20 protein-coding genes are annotated in these 24,322 nt (G+C 72.4%); 9 read left to right on the top strand and 11 right to left on the bottom strand.

Annotation, left to right across the window (positions count from 1 at the left end):
* The first annotated feature begins 50 nt into the window (after positions 1-50).
* Positions 51-803 carry an IclR family transcriptional regulator gene (locus ABD785_RS12885; RefSeq protein WP_344826748.1) on the top strand — a complete coding sequence of 251 codons (753 nt, stop codon included), beginning with the start codon at positions 51-53 and terminating at the stop codon, positions 801-803.
* An 11-nt stretch (positions 804-814) separates the two neighbouring features.
* Here the strand turns inward: ABD785_RS12885 and ABD785_RS12880 are convergent, their stop codons facing one another.
* Positions 815-1,213: a hypothetical protein gene (locus ABD785_RS12880; protein WP_344826744.1), complete on the bottom strand. Its 399-nt coding sequence runs from the start codon at positions 1,211-1,213 to the stop codon at positions 815-817.
* A gap of 180 nt (positions 1,214-1,393) precedes the next feature.
* Here ABD785_RS12880 and ABD785_RS12875 point away from each other — a divergent pair, with 180 nt between their 5' ends.
* Genes ABD785_RS12875 through ABD785_RS12850 form a run of 6 tightly spaced genes read left to right on the top strand, consistent with a single transcriptional unit; the run spans position 1,394 to position 9,140 of the window.
* Positions 1,394-2,941 carry a sugar ABC transporter ATP-binding protein gene (locus tag ABD785_RS12875; RefSeq protein WP_344826741.1) on the top strand — a complete coding sequence of 516 codons (1,548 nt, stop codon included), beginning with the start codon at positions 1,394-1,396 and terminating at the stop codon, positions 2,939-2,941.
* On the top strand, positions 2,941-3,882 hold the full coding sequence (locus ABD785_RS12870) for an ABC transporter permease (protein ID WP_344826737.1): 942 nt from the start codon (positions 2,941-2,943) through the stop codon (positions 3,880-3,882). The genes ABD785_RS12875 and ABD785_RS12870 overlap by 1 nt, the downstream gene beginning before the upstream one ends.
* 28 nt (positions 3,883-3,910) lie before the next feature.
* Positions 3,911-4,975, top strand: coding sequence for a substrate-binding domain-containing protein (locus ABD785_RS12865; protein ID WP_344826734.1), 1,065 nt, complete (start codon positions 3,911-3,913; stop codon positions 4,973-4,975).
* Entirely contained in the window at positions 4,972-6,141 is a 1,170-nt protein-coding gene (locus ABD785_RS12860; protein ID WP_344826731.1) for a Gfo/Idh/MocA family protein, read from the top strand. Before ABD785_RS12865 ends, ABD785_RS12860 begins: the two co-directional genes overlap by 4 nt.
* A gap of 8 nt (positions 6,142-6,149) precedes the next feature.
* Entirely contained in the window at positions 6,150-7,340 is a 1,191-nt protein-coding gene (locus ABD785_RS12855; RefSeq protein ID WP_344826728.1) for an ROK family transcriptional regulator, read from the top strand.
* A 9-nt stretch (positions 7,341-7,349) separates the two neighbouring features.
* Positions 7,350-9,140, top strand: a complete 1,791-nt coding sequence (locus ABD785_RS12850) for a M3 family oligoendopeptidase (protein ID WP_344826725.1) — start codon at positions 7,350-7,352, stop codon at positions 9,138-9,140.
* A 9-nt stretch (positions 9,141-9,149) separates the two neighbouring features.
* On the opposite strand, the gene ABD785_RS12845 is transcribed toward ABD785_RS12850, so the two are convergent.
* Positions 9,150-10,811 carry a RecQ family ATP-dependent DNA helicase gene (locus tag ABD785_RS12845; protein WP_344826722.1) on the bottom strand — a complete coding sequence of 554 codons (1,662 nt, stop codon included), beginning with the start codon at positions 10,809-10,811 and terminating at the stop codon, positions 9,150-9,152.
* Positions 10,812-10,977: 166 nt separating this feature from the next.
* On the opposite strand from ABD785_RS12845, the gene ABD785_RS12840 reads away from it, so the two are divergent.
* Positions 10,978-11,178: a CsbD family protein gene (locus ABD785_RS12840; RefSeq protein ID WP_344826719.1), complete on the top strand. Its 201-nt coding sequence runs from the start codon at positions 10,978-10,980 to the stop codon at positions 11,176-11,178.
* Between the two features lie 28 nt (positions 11,179-11,206).
* Positions 11,207-12,313 carry an AI-2E family transporter gene (locus ABD785_RS12835; protein ID WP_344826716.1) on the top strand — a complete coding sequence of 369 codons (1,107 nt, stop codon included), beginning with the start codon at positions 11,207-11,209 and terminating at the stop codon, positions 12,311-12,313.
* Here the strand turns inward: ABD785_RS12835 and ABD785_RS12830 are convergent.
* The 9 genes from ABD785_RS12830 to ABD785_RS12790 form a co-directional block, all read right to left on the bottom strand.
* Positions 12,251-12,472: a hypothetical protein gene (locus ABD785_RS12830; RefSeq protein ID WP_344826714.1), complete on the bottom strand. Its 222-nt coding sequence runs from the start codon at positions 12,470-12,472 to the stop codon at positions 12,251-12,253. The two genes, ABD785_RS12835 and ABD785_RS12830, sit on opposite strands and share 63 nt — an antisense overlap.
* Before the next feature lie 27 nt (positions 12,473-12,499).
* On the bottom strand, positions 12,500-15,013 hold the full coding sequence (locus tag ABD785_RS12825) for a hypothetical protein (RefSeq protein WP_344826712.1): 2,514 nt from the start codon (positions 15,011-15,013) through the stop codon (positions 12,500-12,502).
* Positions 15,013-16,812 carry an HSP90 family protein gene (locus ABD785_RS12820; RefSeq protein ID WP_344826709.1) on the bottom strand — a complete coding sequence of 600 codons (1,800 nt, stop codon included), beginning with the start codon at positions 16,810-16,812 and terminating at the stop codon, positions 15,013-15,015. Before ABD785_RS12820 ends, ABD785_RS12825 begins: the two co-directional genes overlap by 1 nt.
* A gap of 128 nt (positions 16,813-16,940) precedes the next feature.
* A complete protein-coding gene (locus tag ABD785_RS12815; RefSeq protein ID WP_344826705.1) occupies positions 16,941-17,732 on the bottom strand; it encodes a siderophore-interacting protein in 792 nt (263 codons plus the stop codon).
* Positions 17,725-18,798 carry an Ldh family oxidoreductase gene (locus tag ABD785_RS12810; protein WP_344826701.1) on the bottom strand — a complete coding sequence of 358 codons (1,074 nt, stop codon included), beginning with the start codon at positions 18,796-18,798 and terminating at the stop codon, positions 17,725-17,727. Before ABD785_RS12810 ends, ABD785_RS12815 begins: the two co-directional genes overlap by 8 nt.
* A gap of 79 nt (positions 18,799-18,877) precedes the next feature.
* Entirely contained in the window at positions 18,878-20,581 is a 1,704-nt protein-coding gene (locus ABD785_RS12805; RefSeq protein ID WP_344826696.1) for a thiamine pyrophosphate-dependent enzyme, read from the bottom strand.
* Between the two features lie 11 nt (positions 20,582-20,592).
* Complete coding sequence (locus ABD785_RS12800; protein WP_344826691.1) at positions 20,593-21,453, bottom strand: amidohydrolase family protein; 861 nt, start codon at positions 21,451-21,453, stop codon at positions 20,593-20,595.
* A gap of 123 nt (positions 21,454-21,576) precedes the next feature.
* Positions 21,577-22,773, bottom strand: a complete 1,197-nt coding sequence (gene lhgO, locus ABD785_RS12795) for an L-2-hydroxyglutarate oxidase (RefSeq protein ID WP_344826687.1) — start codon at positions 22,771-22,773, stop codon at positions 21,577-21,579.
* On the bottom strand, positions 22,766-24,229 hold the full coding sequence (locus ABD785_RS12790; RefSeq protein ID WP_344826682.1) for an aldehyde dehydrogenase family protein: 1,464 nt from the start codon (positions 24,227-24,229) through the stop codon (positions 22,766-22,768). Before ABD785_RS12790 ends, lhgO begins: the two co-directional genes overlap by 8 nt.
* Positions 24,230-24,322 lie beyond the last annotated feature (93 nt).

The raw sequence follows: 24,322 nt of genomic DNA, 5'->3' as shown, positions 1-24,322 counted from the left end.
TACTATTCTGGTAGGACAAGTTTGATCCCATCATATGGGAAAGGTGACCGATGACCTCAGGGGCCCAGGCCGTCGAGCGGGCGCTCGGCGTGCTGCACTGCTTCCGCGACAACGGGCCCGCGCTCAGCGCGTCGGAGCTCGGGCGGCGGCTCGGCCTGTCCGGCTCGACCGCGCACCGGCTGGCCCGCACCCTGGTCGCGGCCGGCTTCCTCGAACAGGACCCCCGGTCGGCCCGCTATCGCCTGGGCCCGTCGATCACCGAGCTGGGCCAGCTCTCCTTCCACCAGCGGCGCCTGCATCTGGCCGCGCCCGAGCTCGGCCGGCTGGCCCGCACCACCTCCGCGACCGTCGACCTGGCCGTTCGCAGCGGCAACGAGGTCCTGATCCTGGTCGGCGGCACCGTCCGTCCCGACACCGGCATCGGGCTGCGCCGCCCGCTGCACTCGACCGCCATGGGCAAGGTCCTGCTCGCCTGGTCGCCCCCGGCCGATCTGGCGGTGCTCGGGCCGCTGACCGCGCTGACCGACCGGACCATCGTGGACCCGGGCGAGCTCCGCGACGAGCTCGACCAGGTCCGCCTCGACGGTTACGCGGTGAACGACGGCGAGTCGGAGGCGGGGGTGCGAACCCTGGCGGTGCCCGTCCGGGACGGTGGCGGGAACGCCCGCTACGCCCTGGCGGTCCGATCCACCCCCGCCGTCCTCACCACCGGCAGGCTGGACTGGTTCCTCGACCGCGCCGTCTCGTGCGCCAGGACCCTTGAGGTGCTGCTGCTCCCCCTGGAGGACCGCCGCCCGCTGTGACCCGGGACCGGTCAGGAGGGAATGCCGCCTCCGCAGGTGACGGCGATGTGGATGTTGTTGCCGGTGCCGCCGAGTGTGCGGTCGGTCGAGCAGGGGACGAGCCCGCGCCCGAGGAACGATCTGACCCGCTCGGGCCCGCCGGCGATGCGGCCGACCACGTTGACCAGGAAGGTCACCATGCCCTCGGGGAGCGAGCCGCACCCCTCACCGTCGTCGCCGACCTTGCCGGGCAGCGACAGGGGGAGCCGCACCCTCTCCGCCAGGGTGACGGTGACGAAGACCTTGCAGGACGAGCCCGGCGGCGCGGTCTCGGCAGCGGCCGCGGCGGGTGCCGATAGCACGCCCGCGGCGAGCGCGGAGGCCAGGAGTCCGGTAACGGCCGCTCTGGAGGTGCTCGCAGAGATGTCCATGCGGATATTCCTTCCCCGGACGGGCGTTCGAAGGGGATGAAAGCCATCAAAACTTGGCAGATCCACCGTAATTACCACCGGATCTCGGGGTCCGGTTTCGATGATCGAATCGGTTGGGATGTCGATCAGCTGAAATCTTTTGCTTGACCGTTGTTATAAGTCGGCCTACCGTCCCGGTTTATGAAGGACATCAGCCGGGAATCGGCCGATATCTCGCCCCTTCTGGTGATGAAGGGGATCGTCAAGCAGTTTCCGGGCGTCCGGGCGCTCGACGGCGTCGATCTCGACGTCCGGGCCGGAGAGGTCCACTGCCTGCTCGGCCAGAACGGCGCGGGCAAGTCCACCCTCATCAAGGTGCTGGCCGGAGCGCACCAGCCCGACGAGGGCGAGGTCCTTCTCGGCGGCGAACTCGTGCGCCTCAGCGACCCGACGGCCGCGATGCGGCAGGGCGTCGCCACGATCTACCAGGAGCTCGACCTCGTCGACGGGCTGAGCGTCGCCGAGAACATCTTCCTCGGCCACGAGCACGCGCGTTTCGGCTTCACCCGCCGCGGCGACGCCCACACCGCGACCCGGGCGCTGCTGTCCCGCCTCGGCCATGGCGAGATCAGGCCCGGCATGGAGGTGGGACGGCTGTCCCCCGCCGGAAAGCAGCTCGTCAGCATGGCGCGGGCGCTCTCCCACGAGGCGCGGGTGATCGTCATGGACGAGCCGTCGGCCGCCCTGGCCCACGACGAGGTCGCCAACCTCTTCCGGATCATCCGCGAGCTCACCGAGCAGGGCGTCGCGGTCGTCTACATCTCCCACCGGCTCGAGGAGATCCGCGAGATCGGCGACCGGGTGACCGTGCTGAAGGACGGCAGGACCGTCGCGGTCGGGCTTCCGGCCCGTGACACCCCGGCCCGCACGATCGTGTCGCTGATGACCGGCCGCGACGTGGAGTACGTCTTCCCGCCGCGCCCGGCCGGCGGGACGGCCGACGGCGAGGAGATCCTCAGGGTCTCCGGGCTCTCGGTCCCCGGCCGGGTCAGGGACGTGTCGTTCACGGTGCGGGCGGGGGAGATCGTCGGCCTCGCCGGGCTGGTCGGATCCGGCCGGACCGAGATCCTCGAAGCCGTCTACGGGGCGCGCAAGGCGACCGGGAAGGTCGAGTTCCTCGGCCGGCCGCTGCGGCTCGGCAGCACCCACCGTTCGGTCCGGCTCGGCATGGGCCTGGTGCCCGAGGAGCGCAAGGCCCAGGCGCTGCTGCTGGACCAGAGCGTCGCCCGCAACCTGACCCTCGCAAGCCTGCGCCGTTTCTCGCGCTTCGGCTGGACCGACGCGGGCCGCGAGCGCGCGGAGGCCGTGAAGATGGTGGCCGCGCTCGGGGTCAGGCCCGCCGATCCCGACCGGCCGGTCCGGGTCCTGTCGGGCGGCAACCAGCAGAAGGCCGTCCTCGGCCGCTGGCTCGTCGAGGGCTGCAGGCTGCTGCTGCTGGACGAGCCCACCCGCGGGGTGGACGTCGGCGCCCGCGCCGAGCTGTACGCCCTGGTCCGGCGGCTCGCCGACGACGGCGTCGGCGTGCTGCTGGTCTCCAGCGAGGTGCCCGAGGTGCTGGGCCTCGCCGACCGGGCGCTGGTCGTCCGGGACGGCCGGATCGTGCACGAGGCGCCCGCCGCCGACCTCGACGAGCACCGGGTCCTCGACCTCGTCATGGACTCCCTCCCCACGATCGAGGAGCACGAGTGATGACCGTGATCCGCCGCGTCCCGCACCTCGGGCTCACCGGGGTGCTCGTGCTGCTGGCGATCATCGGGATGGTCACCGCGCCGGACAGCTTCGCGACGACCTCGAACATGGTCAGCCTGCTGGCCCTGGCCTCGACGATCGGCGTCATCACGGTCGGGATGACCTTCGTCATCATCGGCGGCGGCATCGACCTGTCGGTCGGCGCGGTCATGGCGCTGGCCTCGGTCTGGGCCACGACGGTCGCCACCCAGTCCTACGGCCCGGTCGTGATGTCCGTCTGCGCGATCGCCGTCGGGACCGGGGCGGGTCTGGTCAACGGCTTCCTCATCGCCTACGGCCGGATGGTCCCCTTCATCGCCACCCTCGCGATGCTGGTCGCCGCCCGCGGGCTGGCCCAGCGGATGTCGGACCGCAAGACCCAGCTCGTCAAGGTGGACAACTCCCCGATCGTCGACCTGTCGACGACGCGGCTGCTCGGGCTGCCGATCCTCGTCTACATCTTCGCGGCGATCGTCGTGGCGGGCTGGGTGGTCCTCAACCGCACCACCTTCGGCCGGCGCACCTACGCCGTCGGCGGCAACCCCGAGGCGGCGCGGCTGGCGGGCATCGACATCCGCAGGCACACCCTCCTGCTCTACGGGCTGTCCGGGCTGTGCTGCGGCATCGCCGCGATCGTGATCATGGCGCGGACCACGACGGGGTCCTCCACCCACGGCGACCTCTACGAGCTCGACGCCATCGCGGCCGTCATCATCGGCGGCACCCTGCTGACCGGCGGCCGCGGCACGATCACCGGCTCGATCCTCGGGCTCTTCATCTTCACCGTGATCACGAACCTGTTCATCCTCAACGGGCTGAACACCAGCGACCAGCTCGTGGCCAAGGGCCTCATCATCGTGGCCGCCGTGCTGCTCCAGCGGCGCGGCACGGCGGGCGCCTGAGCAGCACCCCACCCCCCAAGGAGAAATCATGTCCCCTGCGATCGAACCGCCCGCCAGACGAGGTTTCCTGCTCGGCGGCGTGGCCGTCGGCGCCGGCCTGCTCGCGGCGGCCTGCACCAGCAACTCCAGCGACGACGACCCCAAGCCCGCCGCCGCGGCCGCCGCGCCCGGCGGCGACAACGACAAGCCCGGTACCAAGGTCGTCATCGGCTTCTCCGCGCCCGCAGCCGACCACGGCTGGATCGCGGCCATCGCCAAGAACGCCGCGGCGACCGCCAAGCAGTACAGCGACGTGGACTTCAAGTCGGTCGAGCCGACCAACGACATCAACCAGCAGATCTCCGCGGTCGAGTCGCTCATCCAGCAGAAGGTCGGCGCCCTCGTCCTGCTGCCCAACGACGGCGGCCAGCTCAACCAGGTCGCCCGCAAGGCCATGGACGCCGGGATCCCCGTCATCAACCTCGACCGGATCTTCCCCGACAAGCTGTCGTACCGGACCTGGATCGGCGGCGACAACTACGGCATGGGCGTCGCCGCCGGCACCTACATCGGCAAGAAACTCAAGGCGGCCAACACCGCCAACCCGGTCATCGTCGAGATCCAGGGCATCGCGACCCTCCCCCTCACCCAGGACCGCAGCAAGGGCTTCGCCGACGCCCTCAAGACCTTCGGGTTCTCGGTGACGGCCAAGCAGGACGCGGCCTTCACCGTCGAATCCGGCACCAAGGTCGCCTCGAACCTCCTCCAGGCGCACAAGAAGATCGACGCGATCTGGAACCACGACGACGACCAGGGCATCGGCGTCCTGGCCGCCATCAAGGAAGCCGGACGCAAGGAGTTCTTCATGGTCGGCGGCGCCGGATCCGCCAACGCCATCCGCGACATCCAGAAGGGCGACACCGTCCTGGAGGCGACCGTCACCTACTCCCCCACCATGGCGTCCTCCGCGATCAAGCTCGCCCGCCTCGTCGCCCAGGGCAAGGGCATGAGCGACCTGGTCGAACAGCAGGTCCCCCAGTCGATCACCCTGGCCTCGGAGACCATCACCAAGGAGAACGCCGAGAAGTACCTGCCGCTGGGGTTCGAATCGTGACGAAACAGCCCATCGGGGTGGGCATGGTGGGGCACGCGTTCATGGGACGCGTGCACTCCCAGGCCTGGCGCAGTGTCGGGGCGTTCTTCGACCTGCCCGTGACGCCGGTTCTCTCGGCCGTCGCGGGCAGGTCGGCGGACCGGGTCGCCGCGGCCGCGGCGACCCTCGGCTGGGCGGCGGCCGAAACGGACTGGAAGGAGCTCATCCGCAGAGACGACGTGCAGATCGTGGACATCTGCACACCGGGCGACACCCACGCCGAGATCGCCCTGGCGGCGCTCGCGGCGGGCAAGCACGTGATCTGCGAGAAACCGCTGGCCAACACCGTCGCCGAGGCCGAGGCCATGGCCGCGGCGGCGCACGACGCCGCGGCGCGGGGCGTGCGGAGCATGGTCGCCTTCAACTACCGGCGCGTCCCGGCGATCGCGATGGCCCGCCGGCTCGTCGCCGACGGCAGGCTCGGGGAGATCCGGCACGTGCGCGCCCAGTACCTCCAGGACTGGATCGTCGATCCGGAGTTCCCGCTGGTGTGGCGGCTGCGGAAGGAGCGGGCGGGCTCGGGCGCGCTCGGCGACATCGGCGCGCACATCGTCGACACCGCCCAGTTCGTCCTCGGTGACCTGCTCACCGGGGTGTCGGCCATCACCGAGACCTTCATCGGGGAGCGTCCCCTGGCCGAGGGATCGGCGGGACTGTCCGGCGGCGCGGGCGGAGCGGAGCGCGGCCCCGTCACCGTCGACGACGCGGCGCTGTTCCTCGGCCGGTTCGCGGGCGGCGCGCTCGCGTCGTTCGAGGCCACCCGGTTCGCCTCCGGACGCAAGAACGCGATGCGGATCGAGGTCAACGGCTCGCTCGGCAGCCTCGCGTTCGACTTCGAGGCCATGAACGAGCTGTCCTTCCACGACCACACCCTGCCCGCCGCCGAGGCCGGGTTCCGCAGGATCCTCATGACCGAGCCCGGCCACCCCTACGCGGGGGCGTGGTGGCCGCCCGGTCACGGACTCGGCTACGAGCACACCTTCACCCACGAGGTGAAGGACTTCCTGGAGGCCGTCGCCGCCGGCGAGGACCCCCGGCCGTCCTTCGGCGACGGGCTGCGCGTCCAGCGGGTGCTCGAGGCCGTGACCGTCAGCGCCGCCGACGGGAGCCGCTGGACGGCCATATGATCCAGAACATGCGCGCGACGCGGGGAGACGCCGATTTGGTCACCGGAACCGTAGGGGCGGGAGCCCTGCTGTCGATCCTCCGCCAGGGCGAACCGCGCACCCGCGCGGAGCTCGTCCAGCTCACGGGCCTGGCCCGGTCGACGGTCTCACTCCGGCTCGACGCGCTGCTCGACCAGAACTGGGTGGTCCCGGTGGAGGACGCGATCTCCTCCGGCGGCCGTCCGGCCACCGCCTTCGCCTTCAACACCGCGGCCCGGATCGTCCTGGCCGCCGACCTCGGCGCCACCCACGCCCGGCTGGCCGTCACCGACCTGGCCGCGACGGTCCTCGCCGAGCACAGCGCCGACGTGCCCATCACCGACGGGCCGGACGCGGTGCTGACCTGGCTGATCGGGGCGTTCGAGACCCTCGTCGCGGAGACCGGCCACACCCTGGATGAGGCATGCGGGCTCGGCCTCGGGCTGCCGGGGCCCGTCGAGCACACCTCCGGGCGCCCGGTCAATCCGCCGATCATGCCCGGCTGGGACGGCTTCGACGTCCCCGGCTGGCTCGGGGGGCGGCTGCGCGTCCCGGTGCTGGTCGACAACGACGTCAACATCATGGCGCTCGGCGAGCACTGGGCGGCGGCGACCCTCGCCGACCACCTCCTCTACGTCAAGATCGGCACCGGGATCGGCAGCGGCATCATCACCGAGCGGCGGCTGCACCGGGGCGCCCGAGGCGCCGCGGGCGACATCGGGCACATCCGCGCGGCCACCGCCCCCGAGGGCCTGGTCTGCCGCTGCGGCAACACCGGCTGCCTGGAGGCGATCGCCGGCGGCGGCGCGCTCACCGCCAGGCTGCGCGAGCTGGGCCTGGACGCCACCGACAGCCGCGACGTCGTCCGGCTGGTCAGGGCGGGCAACGGCCAGGCCATCCAGCTCATCCGGCAGGCGGGCCGCGAGATCGGCGACGTCCTGGCAGGGATCGTCAGCTTCTTCAATCCCGGCGTCATCATCATCGGCGGCGACATCAGCGAGGCCGGCGAGCACCTCCTCGCCGGCATCCGCGAGATCGTCTACAGCCGCTCCCTCCCCCTCGCCACCCAGCACCTCCTGATCCGCACCTCCGAACTGGGCGACCGCGCCGGCGCGATCGGCGCCGCCGTGATGGTCATCGAATCCGTCCTCTCCCCCCAGGCCGTCGACCAGCCCGCCTAAAGTGGCGTCATGGACGCTGAACTGGAAAAGGTCTCGTGGGAGCTCGGCGATCTGATCGGCGGCGATGAGCCGCGGAAGGCCGTCGACGGGCTGCTGGCCGAGGCCGGAGAGCGGGCGGAGGCCTTCGCCGCGGCCCACGCCGGAAGAATCGCCGACCTCGACGGGCCCGGGCTCGTCGAGGTGATGCGGGAACTCGGCGCGATCAGGGAGCTCACGACCCGCGCGGGCACCTACGCCCAGCTCGCCTTCTCCGTCGCCACCGCCGACCCGGCCAACGGCGCGCTGCTCCAGCGGGTCGAGGAGAAGGGCACCGGGATCAGGACCGCGCTCCTGTTCTTCGGCCTCGAGTGGGCCGCCCTCGACGACGCCAAGGCCGAGGAGCTCCTTGCCGCCGACGGCCTCGACTTCGCCCGTCACCACCTCGTCACCGCGCGCCAGCACCGGCCGCACCTGCTGACGGAGCCGGAGGAGAAGATCCTCGCCGAGAAGGCGTCGTCCGGCCGGAACGCCTGGGTGCGGCTGTTCCAGGAGCAGACCGCCGCCCTCCGCGTCGACCTCGGCGAGGGAGAGCCGGTCGCCCTCGAGGTCGGGCTCTCCCGGCTGGCATCGCCTGACCGCGAAGTGCGGCGGCACGCGGCGGAGCGGGTGTCGGCGGCGCTCGAACCCGGGCTGCGCACGCGTGGCTTCGTCTTCAACACGTTGCTCGCCGACAAGGCGGCCGACGACCGGCTGCGCTCCTACCCGCACTGGCTGGCCTCGCGGAACGTGGCCAACGAGGCGTCCGACGAGTCGGTGGCCGCGCTGATCGAGGCCGTCAGGGGCCGCTACGAGCTGCCGCGCCGCTGGTACCGCCTCAAGGCCGGGCTGCTCGGCCTCGACCGGATCTCCGACTACGACCGCATGGCCGCCGTGACCGACGGCGACGAGTCCGTCCCGTGGGCCGAGGCGCGCGACCTCGTCCAGGAGACCTACTCCGGGTTCTCGCCCGAACTCGGCGGGATCGTCCGCCGCTTCTTCGACGAGCGCTGGATCGACGCCCCGGTCCGTCCCGGCAAGCGCGGCGGCGCGTTCTGCTCCTACGGGACCCCCGAGGTGCACCCGTACGTGATGCTGAACTACACCTCGACGCGCAGGGACGTGCTGACCCTCGCGCACGAGCTCGGCCACGGCGTCCACGGCGTGCTCGGCTCCCGTCAGGGCCTGTTCCACATGTCGACGCCGCTGACGCTCGCCGAGACCGCCTCGGTGTTCGGCGAGACCCTCGTCTTCGAGCGGCTGCTGCGGCACGCCCCGACCCCCGAGTCTCGGCTGTCGCTGCTGGCCGAGTCGATCGAGGGCTCGATCGCGACGGTCTTCCGCCAGGTCGCGATGAACCGCTTCGAGCACCTCGTCCACACGGGCAGGCGCGAGGAGGGCGAGCTGTCGGTGGACCGCTTCGGCGAACTGTGGGCCGAGTCGCAGGGCGAGCTGCTCGGGGACGCCGTCGAGCTGAGCGAGGGGTACCGGACCTGGTGGTCCTACATCCCCCACTTCATCGGCACGCCCGGCTATGTCTACGCCTACGCCTACGGCCAGCTGCTGGCCCTGGCCGTCTACGCCCGTTACGAGGAGGAGGGCGAGGCGTTCGTGCCGCGCTACCTCGAGCTCCTCTCGGCGGGCGGCTCGCGCGGGCCGGAGGAGCTCGGCGCGATCGTCGGCATCGACCTCGCCGACCCCGGCTTCTGGGACCGCGGTCTCGACCTGGTCGAGCGCAAGCTCGAAGCGGCAGAGGCAGCCGCCCGCGACGCCGGGCGGCTGTGAGCCCCGCCCTTATGCGCCCGGTCCCGCGAGGGTCAGGAGGCCGTCCCGCTGGACGGCCTCCAGCGACAGCGCCTTGTACCCGGCCTCGGGGAACAGGACGGTGATCCGGTCCTGTTCGGTGCTCATCACGGTGCCGGCGCCCCAGAGGCCGTGGACGACCTCGGAGTGCAGCGGGAAGGGACCCCGCTCGGCGGACGGTGCCGGGACCGGCGCGGCGGGCGCCTCGCGGCAGGTGTCGCAGGTCCCGCAGGCTCCGGGGTGGGGTTCGCCGAAGTACTCCAGCAGGAAGCGGCGGCGGCAGCCGGAGGTCTCGGCGTAGGAGCGCATCATGTCGATGCGCGAGTCGTCCATCCGGCGGCGGCTGCGGTCCAGGGCCAGCGCCTCCACGACGGCGTCCTGCGGGGCGGGCCCGCCCCGCAGGTACCGCAGCTCGCCGCCGGGCGTGACCTCGATCGCCTCCGCCCGTTCCAGCAGGTTCACCAGGCCGGTGAGCTTGGAGTGCGACAGGTCGAGATCGGCGCGGACGCGGGCGGCGGCGACCGCGCCGCCGTGCTCGCGCAGGAGCGTGGCGAGCTGGAGGAGACGGGCCTCGTCGGGGCGGCCGGCCACGAAGAAGCGGCGGAGCCCGAGATCCTCCATCCGGTAGAACAGGATCGCGTCGGCGGGCTTCCCGTCGCGTCCCGCCCGGCCGATCTCCTGGTAGTAGGCGTCGGGCGACTCCGGCGGCGCGGTGTGCAGCACGTACCTGACATCAGGCTTGTCGATGCCCATCCCGAACGCCGAGGTCGCCACGACCACGTCGAGTTCGTCGGCCAGGAACCGCCGGTGGACCTCCTCGCGGAGGGAGGCCTTCAGGCCCGCGTGGTAGGCCGCGACCCGGCGTCCCGTTCCCGCGAGCTCCTCGGCGTAGGCCTCGGCGTCCTTGCGGGTCGCGGTGTAGACCAGGCCGAGCCCGTCCCGGCCGGCGACCTCGTCGAGGACGGCCCGCCGCTTGGCCGCCTCCTCGACCTCCTGCCTGACCTCGAGGAAGAGGTTGGGCCGGTCGAAGCCCCGGATGATCTGCCGGGCCCCGGCGAGCCCGAGGACCTCGACGATGTCGGCGCGCACCAGCGGCGAGGCCGTCGCGGTCAGGGCGAGGACCGGCGGACGGCCGAGCCGGTCGATGACCGATCCGAGCCGCAGGTAGTCGGGGCGGAAGTCATGGCCCCAGGACGAGACGCAGTGCGCCTCGTCGATGGCGATCAGCGCGGGCCCCGCGGCGGCGAGCCGCTCCACGACGTCCGGCTTGGCGAGCTGTTCGGGGGCCAGGAACACGTAGTCGGCGTGGCCGGCGCGGATCCGCTCCAGCGCGGCGTCGCCGTCGGAGCGAGCGGAGTTCACCACGACGGCCCGGCCGCCGCGCCCGTTGATGGAGAGCATCTGGTCGCGCTGGAGTGCGATCAGCGGCGACACCACGATCGTCGGGCCCGGCAGCAGCTGGGCGGGGATCTGGTAGACGGCCGACTTCCCGCCGCCGGTCGGCATGACGACCAGCGCGTTCCTGCCGAGGAGCACCTCGGCCATCGCCTCGGCCTGTCCCGGCCGCAGATCGCGGTAGCCGAACACGTCCCGGGCGACCCGGCGGATCCGCCGCCGCCCGCCGTGCCGGACCCATCTCTCGCGCCAGCCCATCGAGCCTCCCTCAGCCGACGCCGCATTACCCCGCCCGGCCCCGCTCATGCGGGTTTCCCCAAAAATGATCAGACGCGTCTTTGCCGGGGCGGGAGCTAGCGGTCCCCGCCCGAGGGCAGGGTGCTCTGCGAGCCGCTTCGGCGGATTCCGGACGGAGGAGTTCAGAATGGGTGACTTGGAAGGCAAGGCCAACGAGCTCAAGGGCAAGGGCAAGGAAGCCCTCGGCAAGATGACCGGCGACGACGAACTCCAGGGCGAGGGCAAGGGCGACCAGGTCAAGGGTCAGGCCCAGCAGGCGACCGAGAAGGTCAAGGACGCGGTCGGCGATGCGGCCGACAAGGTCAAGGGCATGTTCAAGCGGGACTGACCCGCTCCCGGCCGGGCATGTTGATCATGTGATCGATGAGGGGGGACTGCGGCGGTCGACGCTGCGGGCGGGGCACCGGCTTCTGGTGGTGGTGCTCGCCGCCATCGCGGTGTGGCTGCTGTACGAGACGCGGACCGTCGCGATTCCGGTCGTGCTGGCCGTCTTCGTGGCGTCCGTGCTGATCCCGCCGCGCCGCTGGCTGATGGGCCGGGGCCTCAACAGGGCCCTGGCCACCACGGTGGTCTGCCTGGCCGGGCTGCTGCTCGCCGCCGGGCTGTTCCTGCTGCTGGCCCGGCCGACCGCCGGCAGCATGGACGAGCTCAGCGGCAGCGTCGACCAGATCCGCGACAAGGCCAGGGACGCCGCCGCGACCTTCGGCCTCGACGACCGGCACGTCGCCGACCTGATCGCCCAGGGACGCTCCTGGCTGACGAAACAGTCCGGCAAGATCGCCAGCGGGACCATCAGCGGGATCAGGACCACGGGAGAGATCCTCGTCGGCACCGTCCTGGCGCTGGTTCTGGCGATCTACCTGACCCATGGCGGGCGGAGCCTGCTGCACTGGCTGGCGGAGCTGTTCCCCGCGGGCGGCCGGGAGCGGCTGGTGTCGGGCGTCCAGCTCTCCTTCGACGTCATCAGCCGGTACATCCGGGGCATCGCCGTCGTCGGCTTCGTCGACGGATTCTTCATCGGGCTCGCCCTGTGGATCCTCCAGGTGCCGCTCGCGCTGCCGCTGGCCGTCCTCACCTGGGTGGGGGCGTTCCTGCCGATCGTCGGGGCGTTCCTGGCCGGAATGCTCGCGGCGATCGTCGCGTTCGTGGCCAAGGGCTGGCTGGTCGCGCTGATCGTGGTGATCGTCACCATCGCGGTCCAGCAGCTCGAGGGCCACATCCTGGCGCCGCAGATCTACGGCCGGGCGCTGGAGCTGCCCGGCGCCGTCATCCTGGTGGTGATCGCGTTCGGCGGCACCGTCGCGGGGATCACCGGGGCGTTCCTCGCCGCCCCGGTCGCCTCGGTGGCCGTCGCGCTGATCCACAGGTTCAGGGCGGCGGACGGCGCGCCGCCGGAGGGGTCAGGTCCACCAGTGGCGCAGGGCGAAGCCCTGGCCGCGGGCGACGACCTCGGCGATCGCTAGCACGCCGCGGTCGCCCGCGACCTGGAGCCGGTACTGGCGCGCGCCGCCCGGCTCCTGCCACTGCTCGATGACGCGGACCGGGTACCGGCGCCCGTGACGGGTGATGCAGACCGGCCCGGCGGCCGCGACCTCGGCGATGATCTGTTCTTCTTCCCACATGCCCGCGAGCGTACTCCGGGAGCTCGCTCAGGTGTTCGAAACACGCCGGAGCATCTGCGTGAGCTGATACCGCGTGTCCTCGAGGAGCGCCGCCCTCTCCTCCCCTGCGGGCGCCGCCTCCAGCTCGGCCACGACGGCGCGCATCGCCACGATGCCCGGATCGTCGTCGCCGGTGCACTCGAAACGGCACCACGCGGCGGCCCTGCTGGTGCGCACGTAGGGGTCGAGCGCGTCGCACTCCTTCCACAGCGCGGCGGACCGCGCATAGGCCGCGGCCGCGCTGTCGGGCCCGGCGGAGTACTCCAGCGCCTCCCCCGCCGACCAGGACAGCTCGGCGAGGAAGCGGGTGAACCGGGGATCGTCCTGGACGATCAGCGCCGCCTGAAGGTACTGCTCCGCCGCCTCGTCGTACCGGGCACCCGCCTTGAGCGCGTCGCCGAGGGAGCGCCGCGCTCCCGCCAGGGAGACGCCCTGGTAGGGGATCTCGATCCGGTCGGCGACCTGGTCGTAGAGGCTCAGGGCCTCGTCGTGGCGGTCGAGGGCCTGGTAGGCGCGGGCGGCGATGAAGGTGTTGTGGAGGGTGTCGGGCTCGGCCAGTTCCGACCAGAGACCGGCCGCCTCCAGCGCGGCGGCGACCACGTCGAGGTGCCGGTCCTGTCGCTGGAGGATCTCGACCCGAAGCGAGGCGATCGCGGCCATCAGGTCCGGCTCGGCCGCTCCGCGCCCGTACTCCGCCGCTCGCAGCGCGAGGGTCTCGGCTTCGGCCGGATCACCGGCTTCGAGGGCGAGCTGGGCGAGGATCGCGGTCCGGTCGGCGGCCTCCCACGGGCGTCCGGTCTCCAGGGCGAGCCTGACCGCCTCCTCGAGGGCGGGGCGGGCGGCGTCGGTCTCGCCCCTGCCGAGCAGGATCCTGGCCAGGCCGTCGTTGAGCCGGGCGATCTCCTCCGGCACGTCCAGCGCGGCCGCCAGGGCCAGCTCGGCCTCGAACGCGGCGGTGTCCTCCGCCGCGAACCAGGCGTGCCTGAGGTGGGAGCGGACCCTGAGATAGGCGGCGGGGGTCAGGACGCCGTCGGCGAAGGCCTTCTCCGCCGCGGCGACGGCCCGCTCGACCATGCCGGGACCGTCCTCCCGCCCGGCGGCCGCCAGCATCGCACCGGCGGCCGACCTGCACTGCAGTTCCCGTGCGGTGTCGGCGAGGGCGCGGTAGAGCTCCGCCGCCGCCAGCATCGCGACGACGGCGGCCGGCGGCTCCTCCGCGGCCAGGCCGAGGGCGGCGGCCCGCGCGAGGTCGGCGGCCACATCCGCGGGCGGCTCCTCCTGCCGGGCCGCGACCCGGCTCCAGGCGGCGACCGCGCCGGGATGGTTCGCCGCCGAGAGCCGCCGGGCCTCGGCGACCAGGGACGTGAAGGTCTCCTCCGGAAGGCCGGCCTCCACCGCGACGGGCGCGGGCAGCCGGGTGGCGACCGCTCCCAGCGGGAGGCTCGCCAGCAGCGGCGGCGAGGACAGGCGGGCCTCGACCCCGGCGCCGAACACGGTGTCGCCGTGCCGGGTGTCGTACTTCGCGGCCAGCTCGGCGATCTCCGCCTCGATCTCCGCGCTCAGCCCGGCGGCGTCCCGGCCGCCGATCGTGAGCCCGTCGTGGCCGAGGGCCCGCAGCCGCCGCAGCAGCACCGCGGCCCCGCTGAGGAAGCCCAGGCGGGGCGCCGTGTCGGCGCCGCGCTCGTCCAGCCACGCCACGTGCTCCGCCAGCAGCTCGACGCCCCGCGCCTCGTTGCCGGTCAGCGCGCAGAACTCCAGATGGAACCCGACGGCCTCGCGTAGCCCGGGCTGGAGGCGGACCATCGGATAGCCGCGCAGGAAGGCCGAGCGCGCCTCGTCGATCCTGCCCGTCCGCACCAGCGGGAGAAGGGCCTTGGCGAGCACCCGGTGCGGTTCCTCCATGCAGTGCCGCTCGCCGTCGAGGATCGGGGCCCAGTGCTCCAGCGCCCCCTCGTCGTCGCCGAGATGGGCGCGCAGGCTGCCCCAGTCGTTGCGCTCGCAGGCGTCGCAGTCGGCCATCTCGTCGCGTTCGGCCGCGAGGGAGGCGTCCATCATGGCCTCGGCCTCCGCCCGGTCGCCGCGGTACTCCGCCAGGAGCGACCGGAAGGACAGGATCGGCCGGGCGCTGTAGCCCCTCTGCCGGTACCGGGACTCCAGTTCGCCCAGCCACCGCTCCGCGGTCGCCAGCGGGACCGCCGGGTTGCGGACCAGACCGTAGGTCATCCACTTGAGCTGCCAGTGGATCGTGTGGGTGTGGGAGGACAGTTCCAGCGGGAACTCGTCGTAGATCTTGAGGATGCGGCCGAAGGCGACGGGCAGCCTGTCGCGTTCGCCGCCGTACTCGTAGGACCTGACCAGCGTGAGAAGCACGTCGGCCTCCAGCTTCCGGTCGAACCCGGCGCGGGCGGCCTCGGCCAGGGTCTCGAGCCGCTCGGCCTTCACCCGTCCTTTGGGCAGACGGTCGCACTCGGCGAGGCCGGCGCGGATCTCCTCGGCGTTCATCAGTCCTCCAGCGAGCGGGAAGCCCAGGTCAGCAGGTCGTCGAAGGTGCGGTTGAGCAGCGCGGCGTCGACCTGCCGCAGCGGCCGGTGGGTCATCAGCAGCGCCTGGCCGTAGAGCGCCTCGACCGCCGTCGCCAGCAGCGCGCGCTCCTTGATCGTGGCCAGCCGCCGGACGACGGGGCTGCGGTGGTTGAGGACCAGCCGTGCCCGCGGCGCGCTCTCCTTCAGGGCGCCGAGCAGGTCGGCCCACAGGTCGTCGGAGTCGGCCTCGAGCTCGGCGCGGGTCCGCTCGGTGCGGGCCTCACGCGAGTCGAGGTGCAGCGCCGACACGGTGACCGGGTCGAAGGCGCGCAGCACCACGTCGCAGGAGAGCGGGTCGAGCGCGGCGCGGGCGGCGGCGAGGAAGCCCGACATCGCCAGCTCCTCCTCCGCGGGGACGGGGTCGAGAGCGTCGGCGACCGCGTCGGCGGCGAGCTCCTCGGTCCGCACCCCGTCGACGATCCGCGGCAGCAGCGCGGCGAGCTCGGCGTCGTAGGTGTAGCCGCCGTTGACGATCCCGACGCCCTGCGCCGCCGCGATCGGCGCGATCTGCCGGAACTCCTCGACGCTCCGGCTCACCCGGACGACCGTGTGGCGGCGGGCGAACTCGGCGAGCGGCACCTGGCCGTCGGTGGTCTCGAACGGCAGATGCGGAAGCATGATCCGGAACAGGTCGAGGTCGTGCCTGGCCAAGGCCTTGACCCCGAGGCTGTGCACCGCGAGGAAGGCGACGAGCCTGCCGGGGTCGGTGGCGGCGAGCCCCGCCAGCCAGTCGCGCAGCTGGAGGCTCAGATTCTCCCGGACGGCCAGCAGCGTGTCGTCCTCGTAGAGGCTCTCGCGTGACGCGGTGGGCCGGAGCGTGTCGGTGTCGATCACGCAGCGGGCGAAGAAGGCCCACTCGGGCAGCAGCCCTGCCACGGAGTCGCCGAGCAGCATCCCCTTGAGGTAGATCCGGTGCCGGGAGCCCTCGGCGGGGCTGGCGGCGCGCGGCAGGATGTAGGCGGCGCCGCGCACCCCCGCCAGCGGGACGTCCAGCTCGACCACGTCGAGGGCGCTGAAGCCGAGCACGTCGCGCCCGTACTCCAGCAGCGCCACCCGCCGGTCGGCGGGTGAGGCGAAGCGGCGGTCCCAGACGGGCGGGCTGTCGGTGGTGCGGACCTCACGGCCCTCGGCGGCGACGGTCACCTCGTACGGGAGCAACGCGCCGTAGTCGCGGGCCAGCTGGACCACGGTCTCCGGCCTGAACCACTGCTCCGCGTCGGAGCGCGGGGTCAGGAAGACCGAGGTGCCCGGGGCGCGCTCCTCGTCGAGGACGGTGACGGTGTAGGTGCCGTCGGACGCCGCCCGCCACTCCACCACCGCGTCACCGGTCACCGAGCGGGTCACCACCCGGATCTCCTCGGCGACGGTGAAGCAGGCCAGCAGGCCGATGCCGAACTGGCCGAGGAACTCGCGGCGGGCGCCCTCGAGGTCGTCGCGCTTGGAGGAGCGGCCGATCGTGGCGAGGAACCGGTGGACGTCCCCCTCGGTCAGGCCGATGCCGGGATCGTCGATCCGCAGGCCGCCGCCGGCCAGGGAGATCCGGATCGCGGACGGCGCCCCGGGTTCGGTCCGCAGCCGTGCCGTGACGGCGTCCACGGCGTTCTGCAGCAGCTCGCGGACATAGACCCGCGGGCTCGAGTACAGGTGGTGCGAGAGCAGATCGACGAGTCCCCGAAGATCCACCTGAAAGGCGTGCGCGGCCGCCCCATCGTCCGTCATGCGCGAGATCGTATCGGCCTAGCCGGACAATCCAGGACAGAGTAAATCGCCGCGGACGGGAACCGCCGCCGGCGGCGCCGCACCCGCCGGCGAGGCTCCCGAATCCACCATCCCCCTCAGGCGGGCCGTCAGGCGGGGCCGTCCTGTTCGAGTTCGACCTGGCGGTTCCAGTCGCGCTTGCCGGCCTGCCAGCCGTCCTCGTCGTGGTCGAGGCGCCAGTATCCCGAGATGGACGCGCGGTCGCGGGGCACGCCCCGCTCCAGGAGCAGCAGCCGCCGCAGTTCCTTCACGAAGCCCGCCTCGCCGTGCACGAAGGCGTGCACGTCGCCCGCGGGGAAGTCCAGCGCCGTCACCGCCCGGACGAGCCGCTCCCCCACCGGAGAGGAGCCCCGGTGCAGCCAGGTGACCACGGCGTCGGCGGCGGTCTCCAGCTTCTGCTCCTCCTCCGGCCCCGCGACCTCGACGAACACATGGGCGCGGGCGCCCGGCTCGAGGCGCTCCAGCGAGGCGGCGATCGCGGGCAGAGCGCTCTCGTCACCGGCGAGCAGATGCCAGTCCGCGGCGGGGTCCGGGGCGTAGCCGCCGCCGGGACCGCCGAAGGTGATCTCGTCTCCGGGGCGGACGCTCGCGGCCCACGGCCCGGCGAGGCCGACGTCGCCGTGATGGACCAGATCGACCGTCAGCGCCGGCTCACCGGCGTCCCAGGCCCGGACGGTGTAGGTCCGCGTCCGCGGCCGCTCCCCCTCCCCTTCGGCGGGAAACTGCAGCTTGATGTAGTGGTCGGTGTACTCCCCGATCACGAGCCCCTCCAGGCCGGGGCCGCCGAGGACGACCCTGATCATGTGCGGCGTGATCCGCTCGACCGTCCGCACCTGCGCGGTGGTGACCCGGCGGGGCCTGCGTTCCGGACGTTCAGCCATGCGACGTTCCTTTCAACGGCTCGGGCGGAGCGACCCCGAGCTTGTCCGCGGCCGTCTGAAGCTCGCTCCAGATCTTGGCCGCGACGGGGACTCCATCGGCTGCGCGGGTCTCGGCGACCGAGGCTCCGCGCTCACCCGGGTAGAGGATGTCGATCTCCTCGTCCGCCCGTGGCAGTCCCTTCAGCGTATCCACCGTGGCGGCGGCCGCCGCGGCGAAGTCCCCGCCGTTGCCGAACGCCGCGGGGTCGAGGGCCAGGAGCAGGGCGTTCTGCCGGTGAACCCGGCCGTCCGGGTCGTCGCCGTGGAAGGCGGACAGGATCGGAGCGCCGAGCAGGACGCTCGTGATGAGCTCGAACGAGAGGGACATTCCCGCGCCCTTGGCGCCGCCCAGCGGCAGCGGCATCCGGGCGAGGGCCGGGTCGGTCGTCGGGACGCCCTCGGCGGTGGCGGCCATGCCCTCCGGCAGGGGCCGTCCGCTGGTGCGGTACTGGGCGATCTTGCCGAGGGCGATGCCCGCGGTGGCCATGTCGAGCAGGACCGGTGTGCGTCCCTCGACGGGCACGGCGACCGACAGCGGGCTGGTCGCCACGGCAGCGCCCTTGACCCCGGTGTAGCTCATGTTCGGCATTCCCGCGACGAACGCGATGCCGACGAGTCCCTGGGCGGCGATCAGCGAGGTGTAGTAGCCGATGGCGCCGGTGTGGACGGTCCCGCGCACGCCGACCGCACCGATCCCGTTGGCCTGGGCGCGGCCGATCACCTTGGCCGCGGCGAGGGAGAGGGCGACGGGCCCCGGCGCGCGGTCGGCGTCCAGGACGGCGACCGCCGGGGAGTTCGAGGTCAGCCGGATGACGGGCGTGGGGTTGGCCTCCCCCGAGTCCAGCAGTTCCAGGTAGCGGGGGACCCGGGCGACGCCATGGGAGTCGACGCCGCGCAGGCTCGCCCAGACCAGGACGTCGCCGATCGTGCGGGCGTGCTCGTCGGAGACGCCCGAGCGGGCGAACAGGGCGGTGACGAATCCGGTCAGTTCCGCGGCGGGGATCACGGCTTTCGGCGCGGGAGGCATCAGTACTGCTCCAGGGGTGTCAGCGGAGGAAGTGTCAGCGGATCAGGTGTCGTGAGATCGGGTGTCGTGAGATCAGGGGTCATCGGGAGACCGCGATGTTGACGATGGCGGTGGTGCCGCCGCGCACGGCCTTCAGCGCGCGGTCGAGCGCGGGGACGAGCTCAGTGGCGTGGGAGACGCTCTCGCCGTGCATGCCGAACGGTTCGCCGAAGGCGGAGAGCTCGGGCTGCCCGCCCAGGTCGACCCCGAGGAACTCGCCGGTCTCGACGGCCGCGCCGTCAGGGTAGAAGCGCAGGTGGTTCATCTTCATGGACAGGTACTTGCGGTTGTTGAAGATGACGATGAGCAGCGGGAGGCCGTTCTCCCTGGACGCGTCCAGGGAGGGGATGACGGGGTTGTAGAGGAAAGCCCCGTCGCCGACCGTGAAGACGACCGTCCTGCCGGGTTCGGCGAGCTTGACGCCGAGCGCGACGGCGATGCCCTGGCCGAGGCCGCCCTGGACGTAGAAGTAGGAGTCGGGTTCCGTGCGCCGCAGATGCCGTTGCACGACCCTGCTGTGCGTGATGGTCTCGTCCACGACGATCGTCTCGTCGCCCTCGAGCAGCTCGCGCAGCCGCAGCGCCACCAGGACCGGATCGATCCGGTCGCCGGCCGCGGCGCGCGCCTCCACCTCGGCGGCGGACTCCGTCTCGGCGGCGTGGCGGGCCGCCTGCTCCTCGTTTGCGGGCCGCCGGGCGGCCTCGAGCGCCAGGCCCTGCTCGCGGGCCCCGCTCGCGAGGGCCCTGAGCGTGGCGGGGACGCCCCCTTCGAGGTAGTGGTCGGCGTAGAGCACCTGGTGGGCGACGTGGGGCCGCTGCGGGACCTCGTCGATCACCACGACCGCGGCCCGGGCCGGGCGCCTGCTCGGCGGATAGAACGGCGCCCGGCAGTTCACCAGGATGATCAGGTCGGCGGTGTCCATGAACGGGCCGATGTCGCCACCGGCGTGCAGCTCATGGGTGCGCGGGAAGTTGGCGCACACGGCCGACTGCGGTTCGACCACGGGGATCCGCAGGGTCTCGGCGAAGTCGACGAGCGCCTCCATCCCGCCGGCCTCGCGGCCGGCGGTCTCCGTGACGATCACCGGGGTGGCCGCGGACGCGATCAGGTCGAGGACGGCCCGGATCTCCTCCGGGGCGCTGACCGTCGAGCCCTTGGCGGCCACCGGCTTCACCTCCTGCTCGTCCCAGGGGTCGAGCAGGACCTCCAGCGGGATGTTGAGGTAGGCGGGCCCGGCGGGGGCCCGCTCGGCCATCTCGGCCGACCGGGTCACCATGGCGGCCAGCGTCGCCACGCTCGCCGCCTGGTTGGACCACTTCACCCACGGCTGGGCGAAGGAGTGCGGGCCGCCGACGACGGACAGGTTCCGGTACCACTGGCCGCCCGGGTCGGGCCCGTCGCCGTCGCCGTAGGTGCTGGACTCCGACGAGGCCACCACCATCGGCACCCCCGCCAGCAGCGCGCCGTGGACGGCCATCGATCCCTGCAGCAGGCCGGGGCCCGCATGCAGCAGGACGCCCTGGGCACGGCGCGTGACCAGGCCGTAGCCGGTGGCCATCCCGACCGCGACGGTCTCGTGCTTGAGGTCGAGATAGCGCGGGCACGGCAGTCCGTCGCGGTGGCGCCTGGCGAGCGACTCCCAGACCGGCGCCCACTCCGACCCGGACGCGCAGAACAGGTGGTCCGACCCGATCGCGTTGAACGCGCTGATGACGGCGTCGCCGCCGTCGGCGGTGTATGTCATGAGATGGTCTCTTATCCTTCGATCGGCCAGTCGAGGACCTCGCAGATGCCCCGTCCCATGATCCAATCAAGCTCGTCGGCGGTGAGGTCGAAGTGCTTGGTGAACTGCTCGATCGTGTCGGTGTAGGTGAGGCCGTGGCCCATGAGCCGGGTCAGGTCCGTGCCGAAGAAGCAGCGGCGGGGCCCCATCTTGTCCACCATCTCGCGCACGTACTTCTCGATGTTGAGGTTGGGGAAGGGCGCGGTCGAGTAGCCGGGGAGCGCGGAGACCTTGACGTAGATGTTCGGGTGCCCGTGCAGGTCGGCGGTCTCGGCGACCCAGTAACCGATCGCGTCGTCGACGCAGCGGGCCATGATGCCCATGTGGTCGATGATGATCTTCAGCTCGGGATGCTTCGCCGCGATCGCGCCGAGCTCCGCCTTCCACACCGGGGCGTGGACCATCGTGGGGATCCGCAGCTCCTCGGCGATCGGCCAGTACCAGTCGTTGGTGCCGTCGATCATCCAGTTGCGGTCCTGCGGCCGGTGGAAGGTGAGCCGGGTGCCCTTGATGTGGGGGTTCTGGGCGAAGTCCCTCAGCATGGCCGTGCCCTCGGCGGGCTTGTTCTGCGGGATGCGCGCCATGATGCCGAAGCGGTCGGGGTGCGCCTCGCACGCCTCGAGGGCGTAGTCGATGCGGTCGCCCTCCCACGACGGCGGCAGGATGAGGGCCCGGTTGACGCCGGCCTCGTCCATCAGCTCCAGGCACTCCTCGTAGGAGAAGGGGTCCTCGCGGTGGCCGTTCAGCCGGATCCGCTCGCGCGCCCCCGGGACCCACGGGCGGTCCGGGGTCTCTTCCTTCCAAATGTGCACCTGGGAGTCGACGACGAACATGGGGATGTCCTTCCTTTTCTTCGGCGGTTTCACTGCCGGGTCATGAATGAAACACTAGGGACGTCCGGCCGTTTTGCGGAGTCCGTGCGGCGCAATCGGTTGTTGCGCGGAGCGACCGGTCGCTCAGCCGTCCCCGAGGGCGTCCAGGATGTGCTCGGCGATGGCCATGGAGGAAGTCGCCGCAGGTGAAGGCGCATTTCTGACAGCGGTGATCCGGCCCATCCGGTGAATGCGGAAGTCCTCGACGAGAGTGCCGTCGCGGTCGAGTGCCTGCGCGCGAATGCCGGATCCCGCCCGGACCACGTCCTCGGCACCGATCTCCGGAACGTACTTCTGCGCGGCCTTCATATAGGCCTTCTTGGAAATCGATCCGTGCATTTCTCCGAGGCCGGTCCGCCAGTGCCGGGCGGCCATTCTCCAGAATCCCGGCCAGGCCGCGACGCTCCGTAGGTCCCGCGCGGAGAACCGCGCGAGCCGGTAGCCCTCGCGGGCGAACGCCAGCACGGCGTTGGGCCCGACCTCGACCTCGCCCGACACCCGCGGGGTGAAGTGGACCCCGAGGAAGGGGTAGCGGGGATCGGGGACCGGATAGATGAGCCCGCGGACGAGGGAGGCCTTCTCCGGCAGGACGTTCATGTACTCGCCCCGGAACGGGATGATCCTCGGCCCCGGGTCGTCCCCCGCCAGTCCCGCGACCAGGTCGCTCTGGAGGCCCGCGCAGATGATCAGGCTGTCCACCTGGACGGTCTCCGCGCCCGAGGCCACCTCGACCCCGCCGGTGGTGGACGTGATCCGGGTGACGGGGAAGGAGGTGCGGATCTCTCCCCCGGCCGCGACGACGTCCCCGGCGAACGCCTCGGTGACCGCGGTGTAGTCGGTGATCGCGGTGCGCGGGGAGTGCAGCGCCGCCAGGCCGGCGGCGTGCGGCTCGATCTCGCGGATCTGCGCGGCGCCGATCCGCCGGAGCCCCGGCACGGCGTTGGCTCCCGCCCGTTCGGCCAGCGCGTCCATCCGCGCGACGTCCTCGGGGGTGACGGCCACGACGAGTTTGCCGCACTCCACGTAGGGCAGCCCCTTCTCCTGGACGTACTCGCGGAGCAGAGCCGCGCCTCGCGTGCACAGGGCCGCCTTGAGGCTGCCCGGCGGATAGTAGATGCCCGCGTGCACGACTCCGGAGTTGTGGCCGGTCTGGTGGACGGCCACCCGGCCCTCCTTCTCCATGACCACGACACGGGCGCCCGGCCGTCGCCGGGTGATCTCCCGGGCGATCGCGAGGCCGATGATCCCCGCCCCGACGATTCCCACCACCTCGTCAGCCACGCGGGGCCCCGAGGTTGATCGCGAACGCCTTGACCCTGGTGTAGAAGCGCAGCGCCTCCGCGCCCTGCTCCTTGAACGGCGAACCGGAGTCGCGGAACCCGCCGAAGGGGTGGTGGACGTCCCAGCCGGTCGTGGTGGTGTTGACGGCGATCTGCCCGCACTCGGCCTCGTCGACGAACCGATGGGCGGTGGCGAGATCGCGGGTGAACACCCCGGCGGCGAGGCCGAAGGCGGAGTCGTTCACCTCGGCGATCGCGTGGTCGAAGCCGTCGACGGGGCGGACCACGATGACCGGCCCGAACACCTCGGTCCGCCAGACGTCCATCTCGGCGGTGACGTCGAGCAGGATCGTCGGGCTGACGTAGCAGCCGTGGGCGAGCGCGGGGTCGGCCGGTGCGCCGCCGCCGGTCTGGACCCGCGCGCCCTGCTCGACGGCAAGCGCTATGTCCGCCAGGACCCCGTCGCGGTGGGCGGGGCTCACCAGCGGCCCGACCCGGGTCGCCGGGTCGCCGCCCGGGCCGACCGGCAGGGCCTCCGCCCGCTCCTTGAGCAGCGCGGTGAACCGCTCGGCCACCGGCCGTTCGACGAGGACCCGGCTGGTCGCGGTGCAGCGCTGGCCGGCCCCGCCGAAGGAGGCGGCGACCACGGCGTCGGCAGCGGCCTCGAGGTCGGCGTCGGCGAACACGACCGAGGCGTTCTTGCCGCCCAGCTCGCCCTGGAACCGGATGTTGCGCTCGGCGAACCGGACCCGCAGCCGGTCTCCGACGGCGTTGCCGCCGGTGAAGGTGACAGCGGCGATCCTCGGGTCGCCCAGCAGCGCCTCCGACAGCTCCACGGTCCGCCCGGTCACGACGCTGAGGACGCCCGCGGGCAGACCGGCGTCGTCGAGCGCCCTGGCCAGGTGGAGGGCCGAGCGCGGGGTCTCGGTGGCGGGTTTGAGCACGGCGCTGTTGCCCGCGGCCAGCGCGGGGGCGAGCTTGCGGGCCGGCGTCAGCAGCGGATCGTTCCAGGGAGTGATCGCCAGGACGACGCCGAGGGGTTCGTGCTGGTAGCCCGCCCGGGTGTTCGGCCGGACGTCGTGCAGGAGCGTGCCGTACCCCTCGCGGGCGACCCCCGCGTAGTACTCCAGGAAGTCCGCGGCCTTCAGGGTCTCGCCCGCCGCCTCGGCCAGGGTCTTGCCGTTCTCGGCGCTCACCTCGGCGGCGACCGCGTCGGACCGCTCGCGCAGCAGGGCGGCGGCCCGGAAGAGGACGGCGGCCCGCTCGAACGGCGAGGTGCGGCGCCAGACGGCGAAGCCCCGCTCGGCCGCGTCGTAGACGGCGGCGACGTCCAGGGCCGTCAGGGCGGGGACCTGGGCGATCGGCGCCCGGACGTCGGCAGGGTCGAACACGTCCACCCAGGTCCCGCCGCCGACCCAGCGCCCTCCTGCCAGGGTCTCCGACTGCTGCACGGGCATGGGTGCTCCTTTGAGAGGGGGAGGTCGTATCGCGTGCGGACCACGCGCCGACCGCCCACGATAGGAACCGCGGCAGGGACCGGCTACGGGCTG

This window comes from Actinocorallia longicatena, from assembly GCF_039534125.1.
Classification (GTDB): domain Bacteria; phylum Actinomycetota; class Actinomycetes; order Streptosporangiales; family Streptosporangiaceae; genus Actinocorallia; species Actinocorallia longicatena.
This window is presented reverse-complemented; position numbering and strand designations above follow the sequence as displayed.